Source organism: Puniceibacterium sp. IMCC21224 (genome assembly GCF_001038505.1).
Classification (GTDB): domain Bacteria; phylum Pseudomonadota; class Alphaproteobacteria; order Rhodobacterales; family Rhodobacteraceae; genus Puniceibacterium.
Genome location: NZ_LDPY01000006.1, coordinates 70,136 through 93,006, shown reverse-complemented (window position 1 = coordinate 93,006; position 22,871 = coordinate 70,136). Strand labels below are relative to the sequence as shown.

Annotated in this window: 21 protein-coding genes; 14 read left to right on the top strand and 7 right to left on the bottom strand. The window is 64.8% G+C overall.

Translation table 11 applies throughout. The features are described 5' to 3' along the window. Positions 1-5: 5 nt before the first annotated feature. The 7 genes from gspM to gspG are packed head-to-tail and all read right to left on the bottom strand — an operon-like array spanning position 6 to position 4,705. Positions 6-497: a type II secretion system protein GspM gene (gspM, locus tag IMCC21224_RS25425; protein ID WP_047998332.1), complete on the bottom strand. Its 492-nt coding sequence runs from the start codon at positions 495-497 to the stop codon at positions 6-8. Further along, entirely contained in the window at positions 494-1,708 is a 1,215-nt protein-coding gene (locus IMCC21224_RS25420; protein ID WP_156178438.1) for a hypothetical protein, read from the bottom strand. Before IMCC21224_RS25420 ends, gspM begins: the two co-directional genes overlap by 4 nt. A gap of 10 nt (positions 1,709-1,718) precedes the next feature. Beyond that, positions 1,719-2,648, bottom strand: coding sequence for a type II secretion system minor pseudopilin GspK (gene gspK, locus IMCC21224_RS25415; RefSeq protein WP_047998330.1), 930 nt, complete (start codon positions 2,646-2,648; stop codon positions 1,719-1,721). Further along, complete coding sequence (locus IMCC21224_RS25410; RefSeq protein WP_047998329.1) at positions 2,645-3,349, bottom strand: type II secretion system protein J; 705 nt, start codon at positions 3,347-3,349, stop codon at positions 2,645-2,647. Before IMCC21224_RS25410 ends, gspK begins: the two co-directional genes overlap by 4 nt. After that, positions 3,349-3,765 (bottom strand): prepilin-type N-terminal cleavage/methylation domain-containing protein, encoded by a 417-nt coding sequence (locus IMCC21224_RS25405; protein ID WP_156178437.1) that lies wholly within the window; start codon positions 3,763-3,765, stop codon positions 3,349-3,351. The genes IMCC21224_RS25410 and IMCC21224_RS25405 overlap by 1 nt, the downstream gene beginning before the upstream one ends. Further along, positions 3,750-4,229 carry a prepilin-type N-terminal cleavage/methylation domain-containing protein gene (locus tag IMCC21224_RS25400; protein ID WP_047998327.1) on the bottom strand — a complete coding sequence of 160 codons (480 nt, stop codon included), beginning with the start codon at positions 4,227-4,229 and terminating at the stop codon, positions 3,750-3,752. The genes IMCC21224_RS25405 and IMCC21224_RS25400 overlap by 16 nt, the downstream gene beginning before the upstream one ends. After that, positions 4,214-4,705: a type II secretion system major pseudopilin GspG gene (gene gspG, locus IMCC21224_RS25395; protein WP_082135469.1), complete on the bottom strand. Its 492-nt coding sequence runs from the start codon at positions 4,703-4,705 to the stop codon at positions 4,214-4,216. The genes IMCC21224_RS25400 and gspG overlap by 16 nt, the downstream gene beginning before the upstream one ends. Positions 4,706-4,869: 164 nt before the next feature. Between gspG and IMCC21224_RS25390 the strand changes: the two genes are divergently transcribed. From IMCC21224_RS25390 to IMCC21224_RS25325, 14 genes are all read left to right on the top strand, one after another. After that, positions 4,870-5,640, top strand: a complete 771-nt coding sequence (locus IMCC21224_RS25390; protein ID WP_047998326.1) for an A24 family peptidase — start codon at positions 4,870-4,872, stop codon at positions 5,638-5,640. Between the two features lie 90 nt (positions 5,641-5,730). Continuing rightward, positions 5,731-7,350: an SEL1-like repeat protein gene (locus tag IMCC21224_RS25385; RefSeq protein WP_047998325.1), complete on the top strand. Its 1,620-nt coding sequence runs from the start codon at positions 5,731-5,733 to the stop codon at positions 7,348-7,350. Beyond that, positions 7,347-8,606, top strand: coding sequence for an SEL1-like repeat protein (locus tag IMCC21224_RS25380; protein WP_053079223.1), 1,260 nt, complete (start codon positions 7,347-7,349; stop codon positions 8,604-8,606). The genes IMCC21224_RS25385 and IMCC21224_RS25380 overlap by 4 nt, the downstream gene beginning before the upstream one ends. 139 nt (positions 8,607-8,745) lie before the next feature. Further along, positions 8,746-8,976 (top strand): hypothetical protein, encoded by a 231-nt coding sequence (locus IMCC21224_RS25375; protein WP_156178436.1) that lies wholly within the window; start codon positions 8,746-8,748, stop codon positions 8,974-8,976. Between the two features lie 99 nt (positions 8,977-9,075). After that, positions 9,076-10,071 (top strand): hypothetical protein, encoded by a 996-nt coding sequence (locus tag IMCC21224_RS25370; protein WP_156178435.1) that lies wholly within the window; start codon positions 9,076-9,078, stop codon positions 10,069-10,071. Positions 10,072-10,247: 176 nt separating this feature from the next. Then, on the top strand, positions 10,248-11,462 hold the full coding sequence (locus tag IMCC21224_RS25365) for a hypothetical protein (protein WP_047998322.1): 1,215 nt from the start codon (positions 10,248-10,250) through the stop codon (positions 11,460-11,462). Positions 11,463-11,738: 276 nt separating this feature from the next. Continuing rightward, positions 11,739-12,260 carry a hypothetical protein gene (locus IMCC21224_RS25360; protein ID WP_047998321.1) on the top strand — a complete coding sequence of 174 codons (522 nt, stop codon included), beginning with the start codon at positions 11,739-11,741 and terminating at the stop codon, positions 12,258-12,260. A 127-nt stretch (positions 12,261-12,387) separates the two neighbouring features. Continuing rightward, positions 12,388-12,948, top strand: coding sequence for a hypothetical protein (locus IMCC21224_RS26855; protein ID WP_053079222.1), 561 nt, complete (start codon positions 12,388-12,390; stop codon positions 12,946-12,948). A 130-nt stretch (positions 12,949-13,078) separates the two neighbouring features. Continuing rightward, entirely contained in the window at positions 13,079-14,344 is a 1,266-nt protein-coding gene (locus IMCC21224_RS26850; RefSeq protein WP_053079221.1) for a hypothetical protein, read from the top strand. A gap of 218 nt (positions 14,345-14,562) precedes the next feature. Beyond that, positions 14,563-14,985 carry a hypothetical protein gene (locus IMCC21224_RS25345; protein ID WP_047998320.1) on the top strand — a complete coding sequence of 141 codons (423 nt, stop codon included), beginning with the start codon at positions 14,563-14,565 and terminating at the stop codon, positions 14,983-14,985. Positions 14,986-15,031: 46 nt separating this feature from the next. Beyond that, the gene (locus tag IMCC21224_RS25340) at positions 15,032-16,282 is read left to right on the top strand and encodes a hypothetical protein (RefSeq protein ID WP_053079220.1); all 1,251 of its coding nucleotides are present in this window, start codon (positions 15,032-15,034) and stop codon (positions 16,280-16,282) included. Between the two features lie 192 nt (positions 16,283-16,474). After that, a complete protein-coding gene (locus tag IMCC21224_RS26845) occupies positions 16,475-17,752 on the top strand; it encodes a hypothetical protein (protein ID WP_053079219.1) in 1,278 nt (425 codons plus the stop codon). A gap of 172 nt (positions 17,753-17,924) precedes the next feature. Beyond that, positions 17,925-19,574, top strand: a complete 1,650-nt coding sequence (locus tag IMCC21224_RS25330; protein ID WP_047998319.1) for a sulfotransferase — start codon at positions 17,925-17,927, stop codon at positions 19,572-19,574. A 188-nt stretch (positions 19,575-19,762) separates the two neighbouring features. Then, positions 19,763-22,855 (top strand): FG-GAP-like repeat-containing protein, encoded by a 3,093-nt coding sequence (locus IMCC21224_RS25325; protein ID WP_047998318.1) that lies wholly within the window; start codon positions 19,763-19,765, stop codon positions 22,853-22,855. The last annotated feature ends 16 nt before the right edge of the window (positions 22,856-22,871 follow it).

Below are 22,871 nucleotides of genomic sequence, written 5' to 3'. Positions count from 1 at the left end.
GTGACTCAGCCCTGCGGCACCAGCCGCAATTCGGCGGACACGATCCCGGGATCGTCACTGCGCAAAAGCCGGAAATCCACAATATCATAGCCCCAGCCGGGATCTGACGCGCTAAGCCAGCGCACCAGATCACCAAACGGCACCGCATCGAACCGCAGCGCGATACCACCATCTGAACCGTTCGCCAGCTCGCTCAGCAATGGCCGCAAGCGGGCAGAAATCAGGCTCTGTTCCAGCCCGGACAGGCCGATCGGCTCAGAGGGACCGCTGCTCTGGGCCGGGGCCAGCAAGGCCTGATCAGCAGCGCGGGCCGAAACCCAGCCAGTGACCGCACGGGCCTCTTGCAGCGCCACCTCGACGGCGGCGCGGCGTTCAGACAACGGCAGCAACCAGCCAAAGCCAAGCGCCGCAGGCAGCGCCACCAGCACCAGCAGCGCCAGAAGCCAGCGTTCACGCGGCGCAAGTTTCAGCAAAAGGTCGATCAGACGCGCGCTCATGGGGCCTCCCTCAGCCGCAATTCGGTGCGCACACCCGGGCCGGTGTCACTGACGCGGGATTCCACCACGTCGGTTTGCAGGCCGACCTCTCGCAAGGCCCCGGCCACCTGTTCGGCGGCGGCGAAATCCGCAACATCAAGCACCACGCGCAGCCCTTCGGAGCGGTCATACCGCAGCTCTTGCGGCTGGGCCCCCTGAGCTGCGATGACCTCGGCCGCCTGTCCGAACAGCAGCAGCGGCGAGGTCCGCCCGCGCCAGTTCTGCGCCGCCGCTTCGCGTTCGGCCAGCGCACGGGCAACCTGGACCCGGATATCCAGCACCGGCCCCACCGGGATAAAATGGTCGCGCACCAATGCCATCGCCCGGCCCCGTTCCGCCATTTGCGCCTGTGTCAGAGCCTGAATAGCCAGGATCTGGGCCGTCCCCCACAGACCGGCCGCCAAAAGCCCGATCAGCAGCGGCCAGCGCCAGGGCAACACCCGCGCCCGCAGCCGCGCCCGCGCCGCGCGTGGGTCAGTGCGCAGATCCAGCCGCAATTCACCATGCGCCAGCACCTGCGGGCGCGCCAGACCTGCCGCCTCGACCGCATCAAGGCTGGTGAGCAGGGCAATGTCCTGCGTTGCCAATAGCGGCGCAAGCCAGGGCAGTTCTGTGACTTCCCTGTCGGCCTTCAGCACCAGCACAGCTTTGGGGGGCGTCGCGGCAGCCGCGTCCAGTGCGCGACTTACCATCACCCGGGCCAGATCGGGGTCGGCGCTGAACCCATCCCCGGGACCAAGCCGGGCCTGAACCGAGCCGGCTTCGATCTGCAGCGTCCAAAGCGACGGCCCTGTGGGCAACGCCAGATAATCCGGCAGCACGGCACGGCAGGCCGCCCCGGTCCGAGTGCGCCAGCCCGCCAGCAGACCGGCATCCGCGACCAATGCCCTGCTCCAGCCATCACCGTCACCCGTCAGAACAAAGGGCCGCATCTCGACCCGATCACCTTGCGGGCCGATGCGGTCGCGCAGCTGACGCCGGGCCACCTCTTCGCGGGCAGGGCCGCGCAACCCTCTTGGCAAATCAAGCGCCAGCAACGGCACCTCGGCCCCCGGCACCAGCGCCACATATCGCCCCCGGGGCGCATCCGTACCACCGGTCAGCGAAAATAATGCCGTATCCTGTAGGGTCTTTTGCCGTGCCACCCCTGCCCTCTTTTTCTGTCTGGTCATGCCTGCGGTTTCATTCAACGATATCGCGACGATAGGCCACCCGCACCGGTTCGGGAAGCGGTCTGCGCTCCAGCACGGCAACACGGCCACGCTGACGCCCATCAAGGTCGGCCTGCATCCGCACCTCGAACCATTTGCTGCCCGCGTCCAGCCGGGCGGGATCCAGATCCTCGGTCAAGGCCACGCCGCCAAATTCGGTCAACCGTTCGACAAATTCACCACCCGAGGTAAATGGCGTGATGCTGCGCAGCTGCACCAGCCGGTCCGCCAATGCCGCGCTGAGACCGGGGATCAGGCTTTGAAGAACGGTGGCAGAGGCGGTGTTGACGTTCAGTTTGCTGCCCCCCGGCAGCGCCGCGATAAAGGGGCGCAACCGGTCAAGGTCGCGGGCACTGAGCTGCACAATCGTCGCCAGCTGATCGAGTATCAGCACCGGCCCCCCCACCGGACGGATCGGCGGGTTCAGCCGGGCGTACGGCGTGGCATTGTCAGGGCCACCGGGGCCGAGGAACCCGGAAATTGCGTCAGCCGCTTGCGGCAAAATCCCCAGCCGGGCGGTCAGGCGGGCAAACCCCTCTTCGGCCAGAGTGTCGTTCTGATTGCTCAGCCAGTTGATGTTGAACCGGCTTTGCAGATCGGTGATCTGCCCTGTGACCCGCCCCCGATCCAGTTGCACGTCATAGTCAGCCTGCGCCCAGCTCTCACCCAGGTGGTCGACGGGGGCCCCGGCACGATCAGACGATAGCAGCGTCAGGGCAAGCGACTCGAAAGCATCAAGATACAGACCCAGCTGCGCCGAGGTCTGGATCTCAAGCTGGCGCACCCGCGCCGCTTCGGCCCGGCTGAGCAGCAGCACCGCGATCCCCGCCAGCGCAGCCACCAGCACCAGCGCGTTGACCAGCACAAACCCGCGCGATGATGTACCGCCGCGCCAGCTCATTTCAGGGACTCGATCAGTACCAGGCGGCCAAAGCGGGCGGTGTCGAGCGTCAGTTCCACACCGTCGGGCAGCTGACTGGAGTAGCCGTTGAAGGTCACCCCCTGCGCCGCGTCACCATCGGCCGGGCTGCCGGTAACTGACCGGCTCTGCTGAACCTGAGCGCTGGTGCTGCCGGTGATCCAGCCGATCCGGGGCCAAAAGGTCCGCAGGCCAAGGCTGCGCACTCCGTCCAGAACGGTGATTTCGGGCTGCACCACGGCGGCGCTGGCAGGGTTCAGCGCAGGCCAGACCTGACGGGTGAGCTGGCCGGTGTCCTGCCCCGGTGCAACCACAAGCCGCCAGTCGACCCGGTGCAGGCCCGGCCCCGACAGCGGCGGCAGATCCGGCTGGCCCGACAGCGACAGGCTCAGCATCCGGCCCCCCGGTGTCAGATCGATGGACGATCGTGGCCCCCCAGCGCCCGGTGGGTGAAAGATCATCGGCGTCAGCGCCGCCAGATCCTGCCGCAACAAACCAAGAGCATAGGCCAGTTCGGCACTGCCTGCCTCGGTGGCGATCAGCCGATCCCGCATCCGCAGCGCCCCGGTCAGCGCCTGCAACCCCATCGTCGCCACCAACGCAAAGATCGCCATGGATACGACCAGTTCGATCAGGGTCAGACCCTTGGTGCTGTGGCTGCGGCAGGGGATCAGGCGGGCCATCAGTTGACGCCGGCCCGGGGCAGCCAGGTCACCACCAGCGCTCCCGGTCCGGGGCGCATGCCAGAATCGGCGCGGGCGGTGATTTCGGCCCGAACCAAGCCCGCAGCTGTCGTTTCATATGTTGTGGCAACGACAAAGCCCTGCGGCCCCATGGTGACATGCTCCGGCAGACTACGCCCCACAGCCGAGCCCAGCAGGCGCAGTTCTTCGGCGCGGTTCTGTGCCACCAGCTGCGCCAGTACCCGCGGCTCTGCCCCGCCAATGACCAGCCGGGCCTGATCGCTGGCCCGCAGTGCCGCCAACGTCCCGATCGACAACACCGCGATGGCCACCACCAGCTCCAGCAGGCTCAGGCCCGCCATGGCCCGGTGACCCCGCCGCAGCGCGGTCGGTCTGCGCCCTATCCGCCGGTGCATTGCAGCGCTTCCCAACCATCGGTATGGCACCGCACCGTTCGCTCGCCCCGAGGGCTGAAACTGACGGAAAAGGCGCTGGTCTGACCGTTGGGCAGCGCCACGATCCCCGGCGCATTTCCCGCCAGAGGTGGCCCTTCGGGTTGAAAGACCATGCGCCCGCGCCAGGGTTCGGCCCGCTCGGTGATCTGCCAGATCCCGCGCAGACGCTGCGCCGTGCGACTGCCGCCACTGTCCAGCGCAATGCCACGCCAGCCCTGCGCCAGCACCGCCTGCTGACGGGTCGCGGCATACAGCCGGGCAAAGCGGTCTGCATCATCCTCACCCGCGCCCCGGCGGGTGGCGGCCAGACTGGCACCCACCGCCAGAACCGCCAGAACCGCCACCGCGACCAGCAGCTCGATCAGGGTGAATCCGCGTGGGATCGTGCCGTTTCCGGCTGTATCAGGCTCTATTCTGTGTCCCATGACCCCAGATCCGCATCTGGCCCGGTACCGCCCGACGCGGCATCGGCGCCATAGGAAAAGATGTCGAAATCCCCATGCACGCCGGGGGCAAGATAAAGATAGGGTTGTCCCCAGGGGTCGATCGGCAGCCGGTCCATATAGGCCGCCCAGTTCGGTGCCGGCGGTGCGGCGGTGGGCCGGTTGACCAGCGCCCCAAGCCCCTGTTCGGTGGTCGGATAGCGGAAATTGTCCAGCCGATACAGGTTCACCGCGCTCGAAATTGCCGCGATATCTGATCGCGCCCGTGCCGCTCGGGCCTGATCGGGTCGGTCGATGACACGCGGCACAATGACCAGCGCCAGAATCGACAGGATCACCACCACCACCATCAGTTCCAGCAGCGAAAAACCGGCCTGCCCACCCTGCCCTGCGGTCGGGCCGCGGTCCGGGGGCAAATCTGCGCCAAACTGCGTCGGGCTTGGAAGGGTCTTATGCATTTCAGATCAATCCTATTGTTGCGGCCTTCTGTTCGGGCCGTCCGCTCGGATCGCATGATAGGCAGCGCATGGGGCGCTGACAATCGGCAAGGGGTCAAAGACAAGCGTGTGCCGCCGCCGCGCCGCCATGGACAGGCCCGCCGCACAGCCCTACACCAGCCCGCATGTCAGACACCGCTGTCTTTGCCGTCCTTCTGCTGCTGCTGGCCCCGGTGATGGGGTCATTCCTAGGTGTGCTGATCGACCGGTTGCCGCGTGGTCAAAACGTGGTCTGGCCCGGATCGGCCTGTCGGTCCTGCCATCAGCGGCTGGGTCCGTGCGATCTGGTGCCGATCCTGTCGTTTGCGCTGTCGCGCGGGTGCTGCCGCCATTGCGGTGCCACCATCCCGCCCTGGCTGCTGTATATTGAGATCGCCACCACCGGCGCGACGGGTATCGCGGTGATCCTCGGGCAGGATATGGTGGCGATGGCAATGATTGCCGCACTGCTCTGGCTGCTGCTGGGGTTGGGGGTGGCGGATCTTTTGTGGTTCCGCCTACCGGATGTGATGACCGGAGCGCTGCTGGCACTGGCGCTGCTGTGGTCGTTGCGCGTGGATGGGAATCCCGGCGGCGCGCTGATTGGGGCGACGTTGGGGGCGGGCAGTTTTGCCGCCCTGCGGCTGGGCTACCGGACTCTGCGCGGACGCGAGGGGCTGGGGCTGGGCGATGTCAAACTGATGGCGGGACTGGGGGCGTTGCTGGGCCCCTGGGATCTGCCGCTGCTGGTGCTGCTCGCCGCCCTTGCGGCGCTGGCGGCGACCCTTGGGGGCGCGCTGATGTCGGGCCGGGGTCGCGCCGCGCTGCGGGCCAGCCGCCCGCTGCCCTTTGGCGCGGCGCTGGCGGCGGCGGCGGCGGGCCTCTGGCTGATGCGGCTCTCGGTCGTGGTGGGCTGACCCCCCTCGCGCCGCGCCGCAAACCGCGTTAGGCTCTGGCAGAAATAGCCGCCATTTACGCCCATGCCCTTTGAAAAGAGACCTGATATCATGCGTTTTCGCCTGCCTCTGTTGCCCCTGTCGCTGCTGCTGACCAGCCTTTCCATACCGCTCTCCGCTCAGGAGGTGCCCGCCGAAACTGTGGCCCCAGAACCGCAGGTCGATGCCGACACAGCCGGGGACGCCAGTGCCCTGCCGTCGATGGCCGAGGTCGAGCAAGCCTGGCAACGCGGCGATTTCATCTTTGTGCGCGACGGGCTCAAACAATTGGCGGAAGAGACCGGAACCCCCCTGGCCCAGTACCGCTATGCCCGCGTGCTGGTCGAGGGACGCGGCGGACCGCGTGACATGACTGCCGCGCTTGAGTGGCTGCAAAAGGCCGTGGCGCAGAACCACTCCGAGGCCGCCACCCTGCTGGCGCGGCTGCTGCTGCGCGGCGATGCCGTCGGCGCGCCTTACGATCCCGAACGCGCCGCCACCCTGCTGGCCAGCGCCGCCGCACGCGGTCAGGCCGAGGCGCAGTATTATCTGGCCCAGCTCAGCCAGAGCGGCACCGGCACCCCACAGGATCCGCAGGCCGCGTTCAACTGGTTCCTTGCCGCCGCTGAACAGGACTATGTCGCCGCGCAATACGAGCTGGCCAAGGCCTATTCCAGCGGCACCGGCACCGAACAGAGCAACGAAGAGGGGCTGCGCTGGCTCGAAAAGGCCGCCGATGCGGGCCATATCGAGGCGCAGTATTTTATGGCCAATGCGCTCGAGACCGGCGGGGGGGTTGCGCAGGACCGCGTCGCGGCGCTGCGCTGGTACCGCCGCGCCGCCGAGGCCGGGATGCCGCGGGCACAGCGCATCCTGGGCACCCGTTATCTGACCGGCGACGGCGTCGACGCCAACCCGGACGAGGCGCTGCGCTGGCTCGAACCCGCAGCCAAGGCCGGAGAGCCGGGCGCGATCCTCAATCTGGGCTCGGCCTATACCAACGGCACCGGCCTTGCGCAGGATGACGCGCTGGCAGTGCAATGGTACCGGCGCGGTGTACAGGCTGAAATCCCCCGCGCCATGACCGCACTGGGCCAGCTGACCGAAGAAGGTCGCGGTCTGCCGCAGGATCTGGACGCCGCGATCAAACTGTATCGCAGCGCCGCCACAGCCGAAGAACCAAGTGCCCGGCTGCGGCTGGGGCAGATGGCGGTGGCGGGCCTGCTTGACGGACGAGTCGCGCCGCAACGGGCGGTGCCCTGGGTGCTGCTGGCGATGCAGCAGGATGAGGACGGCGCCGGGGACTGGCTGCAAAGCCGCGCGGACGAGGGGATGCGCACCGCGCAGCTCGCTCTGGGGCAGGAACTGCTGTCCGATCCTGACCGCTCTGCAGACGGCATCGCCTTGCTGACCGCCGCCGCCGAGGCCGGAGAGACCGCCGCCCAGGCGCTGCTGGGGCAGGCCTGGGCCACAGGCGATTACGGGCTGGAGCAGGATTACGTCACCGCGCACAGCTGGCTCAACCTCGCTGCTGCGGGGGGCAATGCAGGGGCAAGCGAGACACGCGATGTGATCGCCGCCCTGATGACCCCCGAACAGATTGCCCAGGCGCAGACCCGCGCCCGCGATCTGTACGCAGCGCAGGCAAAGATGATGCCGCAGACCGAACAGAGTGTGGTGACAGGGCAATGAGAGCGGGCGCGTTTTCGGGCCTGACACGGCGCGTGTACCGGGCGGTGCTGCTGGCGCTGATAGTTACCACACCGCTGGCCGCGCAGGATCTGGGCCAGACCGATATTGCCAGCCTGCAACAGGCCGCGACCGGAGGTGATATCGCCGCCCAGATTGCCTTGGCAGAACGCTATCACACCGGCACGGGCGTGCCGCAGAACTATGCCGAGGCCGCCGCCTGGTACAGCCGTGCCGCGCAGGCTGGCGACCCGCAGGCCCAAAACGCGCTGGGGCGCTATGCCCACGCCGGGCTGGGTGTCAAAGCGGACCGCGCCGCCGCCCTGCGCTGGCTTGGTGCTGCTGCCGACAGCGGCAATCCGCAATACCTTTTTGATTACGCCTCTGTGCTGGAACAGGATCCTGATTCACCCGAAGCGCTGGCCAGTGCCGCAGTCCTTTATCAACGGGCCGCCGATGCCGGGCATGAGGACGCCGCCGTCAGCCTGGGGGTGCTGTATCAGAACGGGCGCGGCGTGGCGCAGGACCTCGAGCGCGCGCGCGCGCTGTACGCAGGCCCCGCCGAAGCAGGCAATGCCCGGGCACAGAACAACCTTGGCCTGCTTTATGCACGCGGATCGGGTGTGCCGCAGGATTACGAACGCGCAGTGGCCCTGTTCACCGCCGCCGCCGATCAGGGGCTGACCCTGGCGATGACCAACCTTGGGGTGATGTACGAAAACGGCTTTGGCGTGCCACATGATGAGGCCCGCGCCGCCAGCCTCTACCGCATGGGCGGACAGGGCGGCGCCGAAGCCACGGAGCCAACGACAGCGGATTTCGTCTATGATCCGCGCCTGGCCCCCCCACCACAGGACGCAGAGGCGTTGCAAACGCTTGAGGCGGCGGCGCAGGCCGGCGATCCGGTGGCGCAGATCCAGACGGGCTGGCTGTTGGCGAACCTCGCTGAGCCGACGCAGGTCAGCTGGCAGGCCGCCGCCGGTTATTTCGCCGCCGCCGCCACCAAGGGGCACGCCGCCTCGATGGCCAATCTGGCGCAGCTCTATGTGCTGGGCCGCGCCGTGCCGCAGGATTACGTGCTGGCGCAGATGTGGCTGGTGCTGGCAGGCTCTGCCGGGCTGCCCGAGGCGGCCGAGCGCGGCGCGGCGCTGGCCACCCGCATGACACCCGCCCAGATCAACGAGGCGCAGGCCCGCGCCGAGGCGCTGTGGCAGGGCGGGTTGCAGAGGCCAGAAGACCCGGCGGGCGGGCAGCCCTGACGGCCCCCGGCTGCAACCGCCCCCGCACGCCCGTCCGCCGCGCCGGCTGCGGGGGGGCCGCCAAAAGGGGCGTATTTGCAAAGAGAAGAAGCCGCAGGACGGCTCTTTCCGCTTGTTTGGGGTACGGCTGTCCCGGGGGATGCCGCGCGTCGCGCGCCCGGACCGGCTGTTCGGTGCGGACTATCCGGTGATGCCGCAGGCCGGTCCTGCGACCGAAGGCGCGCCGATCACTGTTTCGGACAAGCTGGGGCGGATGCTGAAAGCGCTGGAGCCTCTACATCGACCGGCAGGTTGGTACGATTGCGCGGCAGGGGGAAATGATCGCCACCCTCCAGACCCGTCTGGCCGTGATCGAGGCGACGCGGGTTGACCCGCCCTCCCCGATTAACAATCATTAACGCACTTATTCTCAGCATGGAGTGCGGGCCGGATTTTCCCCGGTCCCGGCCGCCCTATTGGAGAATTGACCTTGATCCGTTTTGCTCTCTTTCCCCGCCGACATGACACAGCCGCGCCTGCCGCTGCCCTGATCGCCGCCACGCTTTGTGCACTGGCCACGTCGCCGGGCGCGCAGACCGTGCTCAGCACCACCGACGCCGTGGTGCAGGGCAAGCTTTGTGTCGGCGTCCCCTGCGGCACGACGCAGGGGTTCCTGACCGAGACCCTGCTGCTGCGCGGCACCGACACCGCCATCCGCTTTGACGACGTCTCGTCCGATGGCGGCCCCACCAACGACTGGCAGATCCTGGCCAATGACGTCGGCAACAGCGCCGCGGCGATCAACCGCTTTTCGATTATGAACCGGAGCGAGAACACCACCCCCTTCACCATCGAAGGGCCGGCGCCGGTTAACAGTCTCTATGTCGCCGGGAATGGCGATGTCGGCCTCGGCGCGTCGCTGCCGCAGGACGACCTGCATCTTCAGGGCGGCAGCACCTCGAGCCTGCGGATGGGGATCGCGGGCAGCGACGGCAGCGCCGCATTCCGGCTGTCGGCCAATGCCTTTGGGCTGAATTTCCAGGCCACGGGCCGGAACGTGACCAACCCCACCTTCAGGTCTCTGCTGACCATCCTCAGCAGCGCCGATCACGGCGTCGTGCAGATCAGCAACGACGATCTGATCCTGACCGGCGACCTGACCATCGAGGGTGATCTTTTCACCCACGGCTCGGTCTGCGCGGCCGGTTGCGACCGGGTGTTCGACGCCGACTATCCGCTGCCGACAATTGCCGAACAGGCGGCGCAGATGCGCAGCGCCCGCCATCTGCCGAATGTTGGCCCAACGGATGAGGACGGCCCCTTTAATGTCACACAAAAGGTCGGCGGCATGCTGAACGAGCTGGAAAAAGCGCAGGACCGGGACAATCAGGCCCGGACGGTCGAAATTGCCAAGCTGCGTACCCGGCTGGCCGGGCTGGCGGATCTTGACGCGCGACTGACCTCACTTGAATCGGCCCCGCCCTGACATTGGCTTGACAGGTCAGGCCGACATTCACAAAAGTTAACGCACCCGTCCTGCCCCAATCGGCGGGGCGCGGTTGCCCTGTGTCGCGCATGCCCTCATGTGACGACCCATCGTCAGGCCATTTCGGCCTGTGCCGCGTATTTCGACCCAATGCGCTTTTTATCAGGAGACACGTTTTGCACCTGCACCGATACACCCCGACACCCGCCCTCTGCTCCGGCCTGCTCACTGCCGCGCTCGGTGCTTTTGTCGCCGCTCCGCTACAGGCTGATGAGGTGTTTACCCAGAATGTCATCGTCGACGCCAAGCTCTGCGTCGGGTTTCAATGCGCCGATGGCGAGCCCTTTGACACCGCCACCCAGATCCTGCTGGATGCGAGTGACCTCGAGATCCGGTTTCAGGACAGTTCAACCTCGTCCGGTCTTCCGACCACCGACTGGGCGCTACAGGCCAACGACACCCTAACCTCCAGCGAACATTTCGCCATCCGGAACGTCACCGACGGCAGAATCCCGTTCTTTATCGACGACACCGCCCTGACCAACACCCTGGTCCTGGGCGGCAACGGCCGGGTCGGCATCAGCACAATGCTGCCGCAGCAGGCCCTGCACGTGGTTGGCGGGTCAACCACGGGCATCCGGCAGCAGTCGACCGGCAGCACCCCGTACAACTGGGACATGCTGGCCAACCGGTTCAACTGGTTCCTGAAGAACGTGACGACCAATCGGGTGCCGGTTGTGGTGCGCGCCGGGGCAGGCGATGGCAGTCTGGTCATTTCAGACAGCAGCGATATCGGCCTCGGCACCTCCGCACCGGATGCGGCCTTGCATGTGCAGCGCGGCGACAACACCGCCGCGCTGCTGATCGAAGAGACGGGGGCAGGCCCCCTGGGCCAGCTGACCCTGCGCAACAACGGCATCACCTATCTCACGCTCGAGGATACCTCGATCACCGCGGGCAACGACACCGGGCGGTCGTGGAATTTCCAGAACCAGGGCGGCACGTTCCGCGTCACCACCGCGCCGGGTGGGGCGGGCGATATCGAAATGATCCTGACGCCCGCCGGCGATCTGACCATCGAGGGCGATTATTTCTCGAATGGTGGCACGCCAGTGCCGGATTATGTCTTTGACGCCGGATATGATCTGCGGCCGCTAGATCAGGTGCAGGATTTCATCGCCGTTAACGGCCACCTGCCCGACGTGCCGTCGGCGGCGCAGGTCGCGGCAGAGGGGCATAATGTCAGCCGGATGCAGATGGCCCTGCTGCGCAAGATCGAGGAACTGACGCTGTATACCCTTGAGCTGGAACAGACCAATGCGGCGCAGACCGGCGCCATTGCCGGGCTGACCGCGCGTCTGGCCGGGATCGAGGCGCAGATCACCCGGTAAGGCCCCGGCGCCCTGCATGCAGAGCCGCCTTCTGGGCCGCGTGTGCCTGCCGGTGCGGGCACGCGCGGGGGGGTGCAAAATGCCCGGCAAGGCCGGAAAAACTCGACAAGACCGGGCCAGCCTGCACTGTTAATCCCGTGCACTGTCCGTTTTCCCGGACTGAACCTTTGCGATGGATCGCCGCCCGGAAACGGCCCCTGCACGTCCGTTTCGTCTGCGGCCTTCCCCCTGTGGAGGTATCTATTTTTGCCTGTATTTTTCACAAGGATCTGACCGATGCGCTCCATTTCTCTCAGCCTGCCGCTGGCCGCCGCCCTCTGGAGTTCCGCCGTCACCGGCGCCAGCGCCGATTTTGTCATCGCGGACGCCATCGCCACGCCAAAGCTCTGCGCCGGTACAAACTGCATCGACGGAGAGGTCTATGGCACCGAACAGATCAAGGTCAAAGGAATCTCGCCGCGCCTGAGCTTCGACGACCTGTCGTCAAACACCGGCGGCTATCCCTTTCACGACTGGCAATTGCTGGTGAACGACGCGGACCAGTTCGGGCGCAACCTCTTTGCGGTCAACAACCTGACCCTCAACCGGATGCCCTTTGCAATCGAGGGCGCCGCGCCGACAAATGCGCTCTATGTCGCCGGAGACGGCAATATCGGCATCGGCACGGCGCTGCCGGCATCCCGGCTGCACATCGCGTCGCCCGCCTTTCCGGGGATGAAGTTCGACCAGACCAGCGCTGGCGGGCGGACGCCATATACCTGGGACATGTATGGCTACGAATTCGAGTTGCCCTGCTGAACCGCACTCGGAGCGACGCCACGGGCGGAACCGTGGCCCCGTTCAGGGTCTTGTCCGGGGCACTCAACGATGCGCTGGTGGTCGGCGCGCCGGGGGTCGGGGTGGGGACCCTGACCCCGGCCTGCATGTGAAACGCAGTGACGGCCGCGCCGCAATCCTGGTCGAGGAGACATCCCCCGGCACCCTGGGCCAGCTGCATCTCAAGAACAACGGCATCACCTATTTCGCGCTCGAGGATACCTCGCGCCCCGACACCGCCAATTCGGGCCGCAAGTGGAACTTTCAGAACCAGAACGGCACCTTTCGCATCACCACCCCGCCGGGCGGCGCGAATAGCATCGAGATGATCCTGACACCCACCGGCGACATGACAATCTCGGGCGATTACTTCTCCAACGGCGGCTCGCCGGTGCCGGATTACGTCTTTGACGATGCCTATGCCCTGCGGCCGCTGAGCGAGGTGGCCAGTTTCATCGCCGCCAACCGGCATCTGCCCGATGTGCCCTCGGCGGCGCAGATCGCAGATACCAGCCACAACCTGAGCAGGATGCAGATGACCCTGCTGCAAAAGGTCGAGGAACTGACGCTGTATACGCTGGAATTGGAGCAGGCCCGTGCCGACCAGCAGGCGCAGATCGCCGAATTGCGCGCGTTGGTCCTTGGGCTTGGCCAGAAGACCGCCAAATGACCCGAAATTGACAGAATGCGGTCGTGCCACATAGCTTTGGGCGTCGCCCCCCGGGGGGATGCGGCGCTGCATCATTTCACTTCATTTCCCCCGCGCCCCCGGTTTCGCGGCGGTGGACGGAGTATGACCCATGTTCTCGAAAATGCTTTTTGCAACGATTGTCTGTGCTCTTTCAGGGATGCCTGTTCTGGCGCAGAACACCCATGCCGGTGGCATCACCATATTCGACAGCAATATCTCGAATGCCGACCTGTATGTGGAGGGGCCATCCGTTCTGGATGACAAGGTCTGTATCGGCAACTCCTGCGTTCTGACCGAGACATTCGCCACCGATACATTGCTCAAGTTGAATGGCCCTGTCACCGGCATCGAATTTCAGGATAGCGCTAGCTCCACCTATCCCGGCAACGACTGGCGGCTCCTCGTCAACGAAAGCAGTTTGTTGGCAAGCGGCGGTATGAACCGGTTTTCGGTCGAGGATCTGTCGGCGGGCACGATCCCCTTCACCATCGAGGCGGGTACGCCGGACAATGCCCTCTGGATCAGCAACTTCGGCAACATCGGCATCGGGACCTCGATACCGACCGCCAATCTGCATATCGTCGGGAACATCGTCAAACCGAACATTCAGATGGATTCCATAGGCGTCGGGGCGCAAAGTTGGCAGTTCATCGGCGGCAACACGCTCCGCTTCCATGACAATACCAACAATCAGACGCCCCTGCAGATCGAGAAGACAGCGCCGGACAACAGTCTTTTTGTCGAAGCCACCGGCAACATCGGCATCGGCACCGACGATCCGGCAACCGCCCTGCATGTGGTCAGATCCGACGGCACCGCCGCCCTGCTGATCGAAGAGACTGGCGCGGGCATCCTGGGGCAGCTGACCCTGCGCAACAACGGCACCACGTTCTTCACACTCGAAGATACCTCGCGCGCCGATACCAATTTCAACGGCCGGGCGTGGAATTTTCAAAACCAGAACGGCACCTTTCGCGTCACCACCAAACCCGGACCGGGCGGCGGCGGCGCCATCGAGATGGTGCTGGAACCCGGCGGTGACATGACCATCGGCGGCGACCTTTTCACCAACGGCAGCGTCTGCGCGGCGGGCTGCGACCGGGTGTTTGACGCCGATTACCCACTGCCGACAATGGCCGAGCAGGCCGCGATGATGCGTACCACAGGGCATCTGCCCAATGTCGGCCCGACCGATGAACAGGGCCGGTTCAACGTGACGCAAAAGGTCGGCGGCATGCTGAACGAGCTGGAAAAGGCGCATCTGTATATCGCACAGCTGCATGACCAGGCCGCGAACCGCGAAGCCCGCATACTCCGGCTGGAGGCCTTGGTCGAGGGCCTTGGAGCGCGCCAGTCACCGGCATCCCGCAAATAGCGCACAAGCCGGGCAACCATAATACTGGTCGTGCTGAGCTTGCGGTGCTCGGGATTTCCCCCCGAGCACCGCTTGAATGCCACACCTGCGCCGTAATGTTGCAAGTTTTCTCTTAAAAAAGAAACATGCTTACTATAATGTTAATATGTATATGAACGCCTGTGCCAAAACGGATCGGCACGGCACGAAATCCGGTAAAGACAACAAGAGACTTGAGCATGCATATTCTAAGAACTGTTTTTGTTGCGACGATGCTCATGGGGTTTGGCGCGGGTGCCGCTCTGGCCGCTGATCCGGTGCAACAGCACAATTCAAACGCCGTCTGGTTTGAAAACTGGGTCGGGCTGACCAATGCCACACTGGTGGTCGCCGCACCCAATGGCAAGATGTCCACGGTTTACGCCGAATCCGGCACCCCGGTGTTCGAGCTTGACCGCGCCGAGGCACAGGATGGCGTCTACCGGTTCGAACTGCGCGCCGCGACCGACGAAAAGGTCGAGATCGTCAACCAGGTGGACAACGGCCGCGGTGACAGCAGCGATGACGGCACTATGGCCAAGCCATACTATTCGACCGGTTTTTTTGTGGTCGAACGCGGGGTGATCATCACCCCCGAAGAGATCAAGGAAGAAGACGGCTGAGCCTGCTGGGATCAGCAAAGTAATGAAAATATAGGAGTTCCAAATAATGAGTATCACGCTGCACAACCGGATCGGAGCAGCCCTTTTGGGGGCCACCGCACTCTGCGCGATTTCCGGCACCGCACAGGCCGCCCAGGTCTTTGCCACCGATCTGATCGTCCAAGGGTCGACCTGTACCGGCTTTGACTGCAACAGCGGCGAAAACTTTGGTTTTGACACGCTGCGACTCAAGGAAAACAACCTGCGCATCCATTTCGATGACACGTCGTCTTCGGGCAGCTTCCCTGCCAACGACTGGCGTATCATCGCCAATGACAGCAACAACGGTGGCGCAAACTACCTTGCCATTGAGGACAGCACCGCAGGCCGGATCCCGTTCCGTGTTGAGGCGGGCGCGGGCAACAATGCGCTCTATGTAAAAAACAATGGCAATGTCGGTCTGGGCAACAGCAATCCGGTGGTGCAACTGCATGTAACGGACGGCAATAGCCCGGCCCTGCGGCTGGAACAGGACGGATCGTCGGGTTTTTCCGCCCAGACCTGGGATATCGCCGGCAACGAGGCCAACTTTTTTATCCGCGACGTCACCCACGGCTCGGCCCTGTCGTTTAGGATCAAGCCGGGTGCCCCGGAAGACTCCATATTCATCAAAGCAAACGGAGATATCGGCCTGGGAACGGACATCCCCACGGCCAACCTGCATGTGGCAGGTGGTGATGGTACCGTGCTGGTGACCAGCTCGGCCGGTACGTCCAAGCTGACCATCAACGAGACCAGCGGCACCAATACCGCGCGTGGTTTGATGAGCCTCAAGAACAACGGCACCGTGTTCATGACCCTCGACAACAGCTCTGTGCAATGGAACCTGCAGAACCAAGATAATGAGTTGCGCTTTGCCACATCGGCGGTGGCGGGGCCTGAATTCGCCCTGACGGAACAGGGCAATCTGACCATTTCGGGCAGCCTGACCACGGGTGGCACCACCTGCGGCGGCGGCGGCTGCGACCGGATCTTTGATGCCGACAGCGTGCTGCCGACGATCCCCGAGCAGAAAGAGATGATGTTCGCCAACCGGCATCTGCCGGCTGTTGGTCCCACCCTGGAGAATGCGCCCTTCGACATCACAACCAAGGTCGGCGGCATGCTGCACGAGCTGGAAAAGGCACATATCTACATCGCCGAGCTGCATGGCCAAGTCACCACGCAGGAAGAAGAAGTTGCCGAACTGCGCACACGTCTGTCCGAGATGGACGCGCTGCGCGCCCGGCTCGATATGCTGGAACAGACCCGCAACTAAGCGGATCTGAACAGCGGGGTCTGGGGTGTATTGCCGCCCGGATTCCGGAACCTTTCCGGGCGGCACCAGAAATTGGTGCCGCTTCGGGCGTTTTAACTATAGACTATGCAGGTGGGGCGCTGTGCGTCTCTGCTGCGTATTATTACCGCGGGCCGCCTTTCTCCGGCCCTCTTAGACCAAAGGAGCATTTGAATGCGTTATTCCCTGTTTCCCGCCCTGCGCCACCCGGCCGTCCTGCTGTTGGGCGTCGCGCTGCCTTGGCTGCCTGCCCAGACTGCCGACGCGCAGACCGTCCTGACCACGGCCAATGGCATCGTGCGCAACAGCCTGTGCGTTGGTGGCGACTGTCAGGCCGGTATCGCGTTTGACGACAGCACGATCATCCTCAAGGAAAACAACACCCGGCTCAAATTCGCCGACACCTCGACTGGCAGTTTCCCCAACCGCGACTGGGAGCTGGAGGCCAACCAGCTGAACAACGGCGGTAGGAACCAGTTCGCGATCCTTGACTGCGGCACCGCCTCGGACAATGGCGGCTGCGGTTCGCCGACCGCCAATGTGTTCACGGTCGAGGCCGGGGCCGGCAGCAACGCGCTTTATGTCGACGATGGCGGCCGGGTCGGTCTGGGCACCAGCACCCCGTCGGTAGAGCTGCATGTGATCGACGGCGACACCCCGACGCTGCGGCTGGCGCAGGACGGGTCGTCCGGCTTTGCGCCGCAGACCTGGGACATGGCCGGTAACGAGACCAGCTTTTTCATCCGTGACACCACCAACGGCTCGACCCTGCCGTTCCGCATCCGCCCGAGCGCGCCCAGCCAGGCGCTGGTCATCGACACCGACGGCGATGTCGGCATCGGCATCCTGACGGCCGAGGCCCAGTTGCATGTGCGCCAGACCGACGGCAGCGCCACCGTGCTGGTCGAAGAGGCCAGCAGCTCCGTCGCCGCGCGCGGCCTGCTGACCCTGCGCAACAACGGCACCACCTTCCTCACGCTCGAAGACACCTCGATTGCGGCGGGCGACGATACCGGGCGGTCATGGAATTTCCAGAACCAGGGCGGCACATTCCGCGTCACCACCGCGCCCGGCGGCGCCGGCGATATCGAGATGATCCTGACCCCCCAGGGCGATCTGACGATCGAGGGTGATCTGTTCACCACCGGCGGAGTCTGCTCGGCCGGGTGTGACCGGGTGTTCGATGCGGATTACCCGTTGCCCAGCATCACCGAACAGGCAACCATGATGTTCGCCGACCGGCATCTGCCCAATGTTGGCCCAACACCCGAAGACGGCCCGTTCAACGTGACGCAAAAGATGGCCGGCATGCTGAACGAACTGGAAAAGGCGCATATCTACATCGCCGAACTGCACCAGTCCCAGACCCGGACACAGGCCCAGTCAGATGCCGTCATCGCGACTCTGACCGCACGCCTTGCCTCGGTCGAGGCGGCGCTTGCAGCCAGATAACCGCAACGCGGGCTGATCGCCCGCATCCGACCTACGATAGACCCCGGGATGAACCACCCGGGGTCTATTGCCGTTTGGCGGTTGTCCCTGTGGCACAGGCGCGGCACAGTCACCCGCGAAACCGCGGGCGGGCCACGCCCCGGACCGGCAAGACCAACAAAGAGACGGCAGTATGACAACAACAGGACCAATCGCCGTGGGCGGCATCGGCGGCAGCGGCACACGGGTGATTGCCGGCTTTCTCGAAGAACTGGGCGTTTTTCTGGGGGCCGACATGGGCAAGGCCCGCGACAACCTATGGTATGCGCTGCTGTTTGGCCGCCGCGAGGTGCTGGTCGAGGATAATGCCCGCTTTGAGACCCTGGCACAGCTGTTCTTTCGCCAGATGTCGACACCGCAACCGATGAATGACGCGCAGATCCGGCTGGTCGATACACTTGCGGCGCAGCACCGAATTCAGCATCAGCCAGAACGGTTGCAGACCTGGGCCCAAAGCCTGAAACAGCATGGCCAGACTGGCCGACCGGCCCCGGTCTGGGGCTGGAAGGTGCCCTATACCCATATCCTGATCGACCGGCTTCTGACCCTGCAGCCGGATCTGCGCTATGTCCACATCAGCCGCAACGGACCTGACATGGCCTATAGCGCCAACCAGAACCAGTTGCTGAAATGGGGCCCGGTATTGCTCAACCGCAATGTCACCAAGGGGCCACGGGATGCGCTGGCCTTTTGGGTCGCGGTACACCAGCGCATGACCCGGCTGGCGGCGCTGTATCCCGACCGGATCTTTCATCTGGATTACGACCGGATGCTGCATGACCCTGCCGGAGTTCTGGACGGGCTGTTCGGCTTTCTTGGGATTGCTCTTGCGCCGGGGCAGCTTGATGCCTTTGCGGCGCAGATCGTTGCGCCTGAGACAGTCGGGCGGCACCGGGCGCATGACATGTCGGTCTTTCGGCCCCGGGATCTGGCTTATGTCGCCCAGCTTGACACGGTTGGGACCACCGCAGGGGCCACCCCCCCGCAGCAGACCCCCCCTAACCTGAAAACCGCGCCCCAAACTGCCTCGGCGCAGGGCGCGCTGGAAATCGAAATCCTGCGCACCCGCAAGATGCGCGCGGGGGGCCAGCATTACCGTGCCTATGTCGGCCCGCCCAACCAGTACGATTTCATGGGCGCCACCCAGTTTCGCCTGCTGACCGGGCTGGGTCTGCGCGAAGAACACCGGGTGCTGGATATCGGCTGCGGGTCGCTGCGGGCGGGCAAGTTCCTGCTGCACTATCTGCTGCCCGACCGCTATACTGGCACCGAGCCCAACACTTGGCTGTGGCAGAACGCGCTCGAGACCGAGATCGGCGCCGACATCGCCCGGATCAAACGCCCGCGCATTCTGGCCAACCCCGATTTCAGCCCCGCCGATATCGGACCCTCAGGCGTGGATTTCATCATCGCCCAGTCGATCTATTCCCATACCGGGACCGCGATGCTGCGCCAGTCGATTGCGGCGGCAGCGGCAGTGCTGGCCCCGGGGGGGCAGTTCCTGTTCACGGCGATCCTGCGCGACATGCCGAACACCGCAAATATCCCGCGCGGCGATCAGGCCGAGGGCTGGATCTATCCCGGATGCGTCACCTTTGACGAGGACGAGGTACAGGCGATCTGCGCCCCTGCCGGGCTGCAGGCACAGCGCCTGCCCTGGTTCCATCCGCGCCAGACCTGGTTTCGCGCGGTGGCAGACCGCGCACGCCGTCTGACGCCGCAAATGATCACCGATATGGGCAGTGGGCGACCGCTCTTTGATCCGCGCTTTGACCCCCGCTAAACGCCGTCTGCGACGCGCTGGCGGTCCAGTGACAGACGTGAAGCATTCCGATCCACCCGCGCGCCCCGGAACGCTTTTCTTGCCACGGCACCGATGCTAGACTCGCGCACAATCGTCTTTGTTCCTCGTCGGCGCGTGTTGCCCCGGCACAACCTTATTTTCCCTGTTCCCGGACCCGGTCATTGCACATGCTCGATACGCTCATCCACCGCCCGTTTCAAAAACGATTTTTCCTTGCTGCGCTGATCGTCGCGGTGCTGGCCTATCTGTTCTGGACCGGATCGCGCTATCCGGCGCTGAATGAAAAGGCGATGATGTCCGGCGCGATCCAGCTTGAGGATGCGCTGAGCTTTGAGGCGAAATTCCCCGTCACCGCTGATATGAACATCTTTGAGCATATCTTCTGGTCGACGATGAACTGGATCAATACCAACAAAAAGGGCATGACATTCGGTGTGCTGTTTGCCGCCGCGTTCCTGACGGCAGCGGGATACCTCAAGACCAAAAGCTTTCGCGGCCGGTTCTCGAATTCGCTGCTGGGGCTGGTGATCGGCACGCCGCTGGGGGTCTGTGTCAACTGCGCCGCGCCGATTGCGCGCGGGATGTATTCCAGCGGCTTGCGGGCCGAAACCACGCTCAGCGCGATGATCGCCTCGCCCACGCTCAACATGGTGGTGCTGACGATGCTGTTTTCGCTGGTGCCGGTCTACATGGCGCTGACCAAGGTGGCGCTGAGTCTGCTCATCATCCTCGTGCTGGTGCCGCTGATCTGCCGCACCCTGCCCCGCACTGAAATCGCGCCCGAGCACCGCATCCAGACCGGTTGGAGCGCCGCCGATCTGACCGCAGGTGAGGCCCGCCCCGAGGGGCTGCACATGGCGGTCTGGGAGGTGGCAAAAAGCTATGCCCGGAACCTGTGGTACATCATCCGGCTAACCGTGCCGCTGATGCTGTTGGCCGGGTTTCTGGGCACGGTGGCGGCGGTGCTGCTGCCGACGGGGCTGATCATGGGATTGCCGTTTTCGCTGCTGATGCTGGTGGGGATCGCGGCGGTCGGGGTGTTCCTGCCGGTGCCCATCGGGTTCGATGTGGTGATGGCCGGGGTGCTGCTGGCGAGCGGTTTGGAGCAGGGCTATGTCATGGCGCTTCTGTTCACTTTGGGCAGTTTCAGTGTCTATTCACACTTCATCGTGGCGCAATCGGTGGGGCCGCGCGCGGCCTGGATGCTGGCGGCGACGGTGCTGGTCTGCGGCGTGCTGGCAGGGCTCGGCGCGCAGGGCTGGCACCAGTACCAGACCGACCGCGCCCTGAAGATGCTGACCGGAGAGGCCGTGCCCGAAACTCCGCCCCGCCTGCTCTGGGCGGCGCAGGCCGCAGACGCCGTGCCGTGGCAGGTGGTCAGCGACGATGCCACCCGCATCACAATCGAGGCGACGCCGTTTGCCCCGCCCTCGCCCGCTGCCGAAACCGGGTTCACCCGGGTCGAGGCCGCAGAGGCCGGCATCGACAAGCCGTTGGAGTTCTCGATGGCGGATATGTGGCCGCCATTCTGGGAGGGGCGCAGCGTCGCCAGCGGCGATATCGACAATGACGGCGATCTGGATCTGGCGGTCGCCTCGACGGAACAGGGCCTTTATCTCTATGCCAATGACGGCGCGGGGCAGTTCACCCGGATGGCTGCCAACCCCGGCCCGCTGGCCGACATGGCCGTGTTCAACGCGGTGATCGCCGATATCGACAATGACGGCTGGCGCGACCTGATCCTGGCCACCTACCGGCAGGGCAATTATCTGTGGCGCAATTCGGCGGATGGCTTTGTCGGCGCGCCCGAACCGATCCTCAACCGCGACGACGCTGTGCTGTCGCTTGCCCTCAGTCTGGGTGACCCGGACCGCGACGGCGATCTGGACCTCGCCCTCGGCAACTGGACCTCGGGCTGGTACCGCCGCGTGCCGGGCGAAGAAAGCCGCAACCGCGTGGTCTGGAACGACGCGGGCGCCCTGACGGGTCAGAATTTTACCGACCTGCCCGGCATCCCCGGTGAGACGCTTTCGGTGCTGTTCTCGGATTTCGACAATGACGGGCAGACCGACCTGCTGGTGGGCAATGATTTCGAGATCCCCGATTACCTTTACCGTGGCGATGGGGCCGGTGGGTTCAGCGCCATCACCCATGCGGACAATCTTCTGCCGCACACCACCACCACCACCATGGCAATCAAGACCGCCGATCTGATGAATGACGGTGTGCCCGAGATCTATTTCGCCCAGATCGCCGGGCGCTCATCCGGCGTGTCAAAAAAGCTGAAGATGCAGCCGCTGGGGCGCTATTGTGATGGCATCGCGGACCCGCAGGCCAAAGCGGCCTGCGCACAGAACATGCAGATCAAGACCTGGTACAAGTCAGGCAATAATTTCGATCCGACCTATGCCGGCAAATGTCAGGATCTGACCGGACGACTACAGGCAGAATGCAAGGCGATGCTGGTCAAGGATCTGGCGATCCAGCGCAACGACCCGTCGATCTGCAAGCTGATCCCCAATGGCCAGCCGCGCCCGCGCAGCTTTTGCGAGCTGCATTTCCTGCCGATCCGCGCGGTCACGGCGGTCGAGGCCGAAGAGTCCGTGCAGCAGGTCCTGCGCTCGAACGTGCTGCTGGAACATGACGCGGCGGGTGATGCCTTTACCGACACCGCAGGTGCGCACGGGCTCGAGGTTGGGGGCTGGAGCTGGGACACCAAGGTGGCGGATTTCGATCAGGACGGCTGGCAGGATGTCTATATCGTCAACGGCACCTGGGTCCCCAACGAGGTCAGCCCCTCGAACCTTTATTTCCACAACAATGGCGACGGCACCTTTACCGAGGCGTCGGGTCCGATGGGGCTTGAGGATTATCTGATGACCGCCGCCGCCACCGCGTTCGACATGGATGGCGACGGCGATCTGGATATTCTGAGCCATCCGGTAAACGGGCCGATGGCACTGTTTCGCAACAACACACAGAGCGGCCATGCCATCGCATTCCAACTAACCGACATGGCCGGCAACCGCGACGGCATCGGCGCACGGGTCGAGATCACCGACGATCTGGGCCGCACCATGACCCGCGAGGTGCAGCTGGGCGGCGGGTTCATGTCATTCGACGCGCCCCGGGTGCATTTCGGCCTGGGTGCGGCCCGGCGCGTCACACAGTTGCGGATCCGCTGGGCAGATGGCAGCGAAACCGCAATTATGGGTCCTTTGGAGGCAGATGCGCTCTATCATCTGCGCCGCGCGGGCTGAACGTGCAACACACACA

Coding starts and splice junctions, on each gene's coding strand:
- IMCC21224_RS25345 (WP_047998320.1), top strand. CDS start 14,563: ATGCATATTCTAAGAACTGTTTTTGTTGCGACGATGCTCATGGGGTTT.
- IMCC21224_RS25400 (WP_047998327.1), bottom strand. CDS start 4,229: ATGGGACACAGAATAGAGCCTGATACAGCCGGAAACGGCACGATCCCA.
- IMCC21224_RS25375 (WP_156178436.1), top strand. CDS start 8,746: ATGCCGCGCGTCGCGCGCCCGGACCGGCTGTTCGGTGCGGACTATCCG.
- IMCC21224_RS25410 (WP_047998329.1), bottom strand. CDS start 3,349: ATGGCCCGCCTGATCCCCTGCCGCAGCCACAGCACCAAGGGTCTGACC.
- gspG (WP_082135469.1), bottom strand. CDS start 4,705: ATGCATAAGACCCTTCCAAGCCCGACGCAGTTTGGCGCAGATTTGCCC.
- IMCC21224_RS25360 (WP_047998321.1), top strand. CDS start 11,739: ATGCGCTCCATTTCTCTCAGCCTGCCGCTGGCCGCCGCCCTCTGGAGT.
- gspM (WP_047998332.1), bottom strand. CDS start 497: ATGAGCGCGCGTCTGATCGACCTTTTGCTGAAACTTGCGCCGCGTGAA.
- IMCC21224_RS26845 (WP_053079219.1), top strand. CDS start 16,475: ATGCGTTATTCCCTGTTTCCCGCCCTGCGCCACCCGGCCGTCCTGCTG.
- IMCC21224_RS25340 (WP_053079220.1), top strand. CDS start 15,032: ATGAGTATCACGCTGCACAACCGGATCGGAGCAGCCCTTTTGGGGGCC.
- IMCC21224_RS25380 (WP_053079223.1), top strand. CDS start 7,347: ATGAGAGCGGGCGCGTTTTCGGGCCTGACACGGCGCGTGTACCGGGCG.
- IMCC21224_RS25405 (WP_156178437.1), bottom strand. CDS start 3,765: ATGCACCGGCGGATAGGGCGCAGACCGACCGCGCTGCGGCGGGGTCAC.
- gspK (WP_047998330.1), bottom strand. CDS start 2,648: ATGAGCTGGCGCGGCGGTACATCATCGCGCGGGTTTGTGCTGGTCAAC.
- IMCC21224_RS25325 (WP_047998318.1), top strand. CDS start 19,763: ATGCTCGATACGCTCATCCACCGCCCGTTTCAAAAACGATTTTTCCTT.
- IMCC21224_RS25330 (WP_047998319.1), top strand. CDS start 17,925: ATGACAACAACAGGACCAATCGCCGTGGGCGGCATCGGCGGCAGCGGC.
- IMCC21224_RS25390 (WP_047998326.1), top strand. CDS start 4,870: ATGTCAGACACCGCTGTCTTTGCCGTCCTTCTGCTGCTGCTGGCCCCG.
- IMCC21224_RS25385 (WP_047998325.1), top strand. CDS start 5,731: ATGCGTTTTCGCCTGCCTCTGTTGCCCCTGTCGCTGCTGCTGACCAGC.
- IMCC21224_RS26850 (WP_053079221.1), top strand. CDS start 13,079: ATGTTCTCGAAAATGCTTTTTGCAACGATTGTCTGTGCTCTTTCAGGG.
- IMCC21224_RS25420 (WP_156178438.1), bottom strand. CDS start 1,708: ATGACCAGACAGAAAAAGAGGGCAGGGGTGGCACGGCAAAAGACCCTA.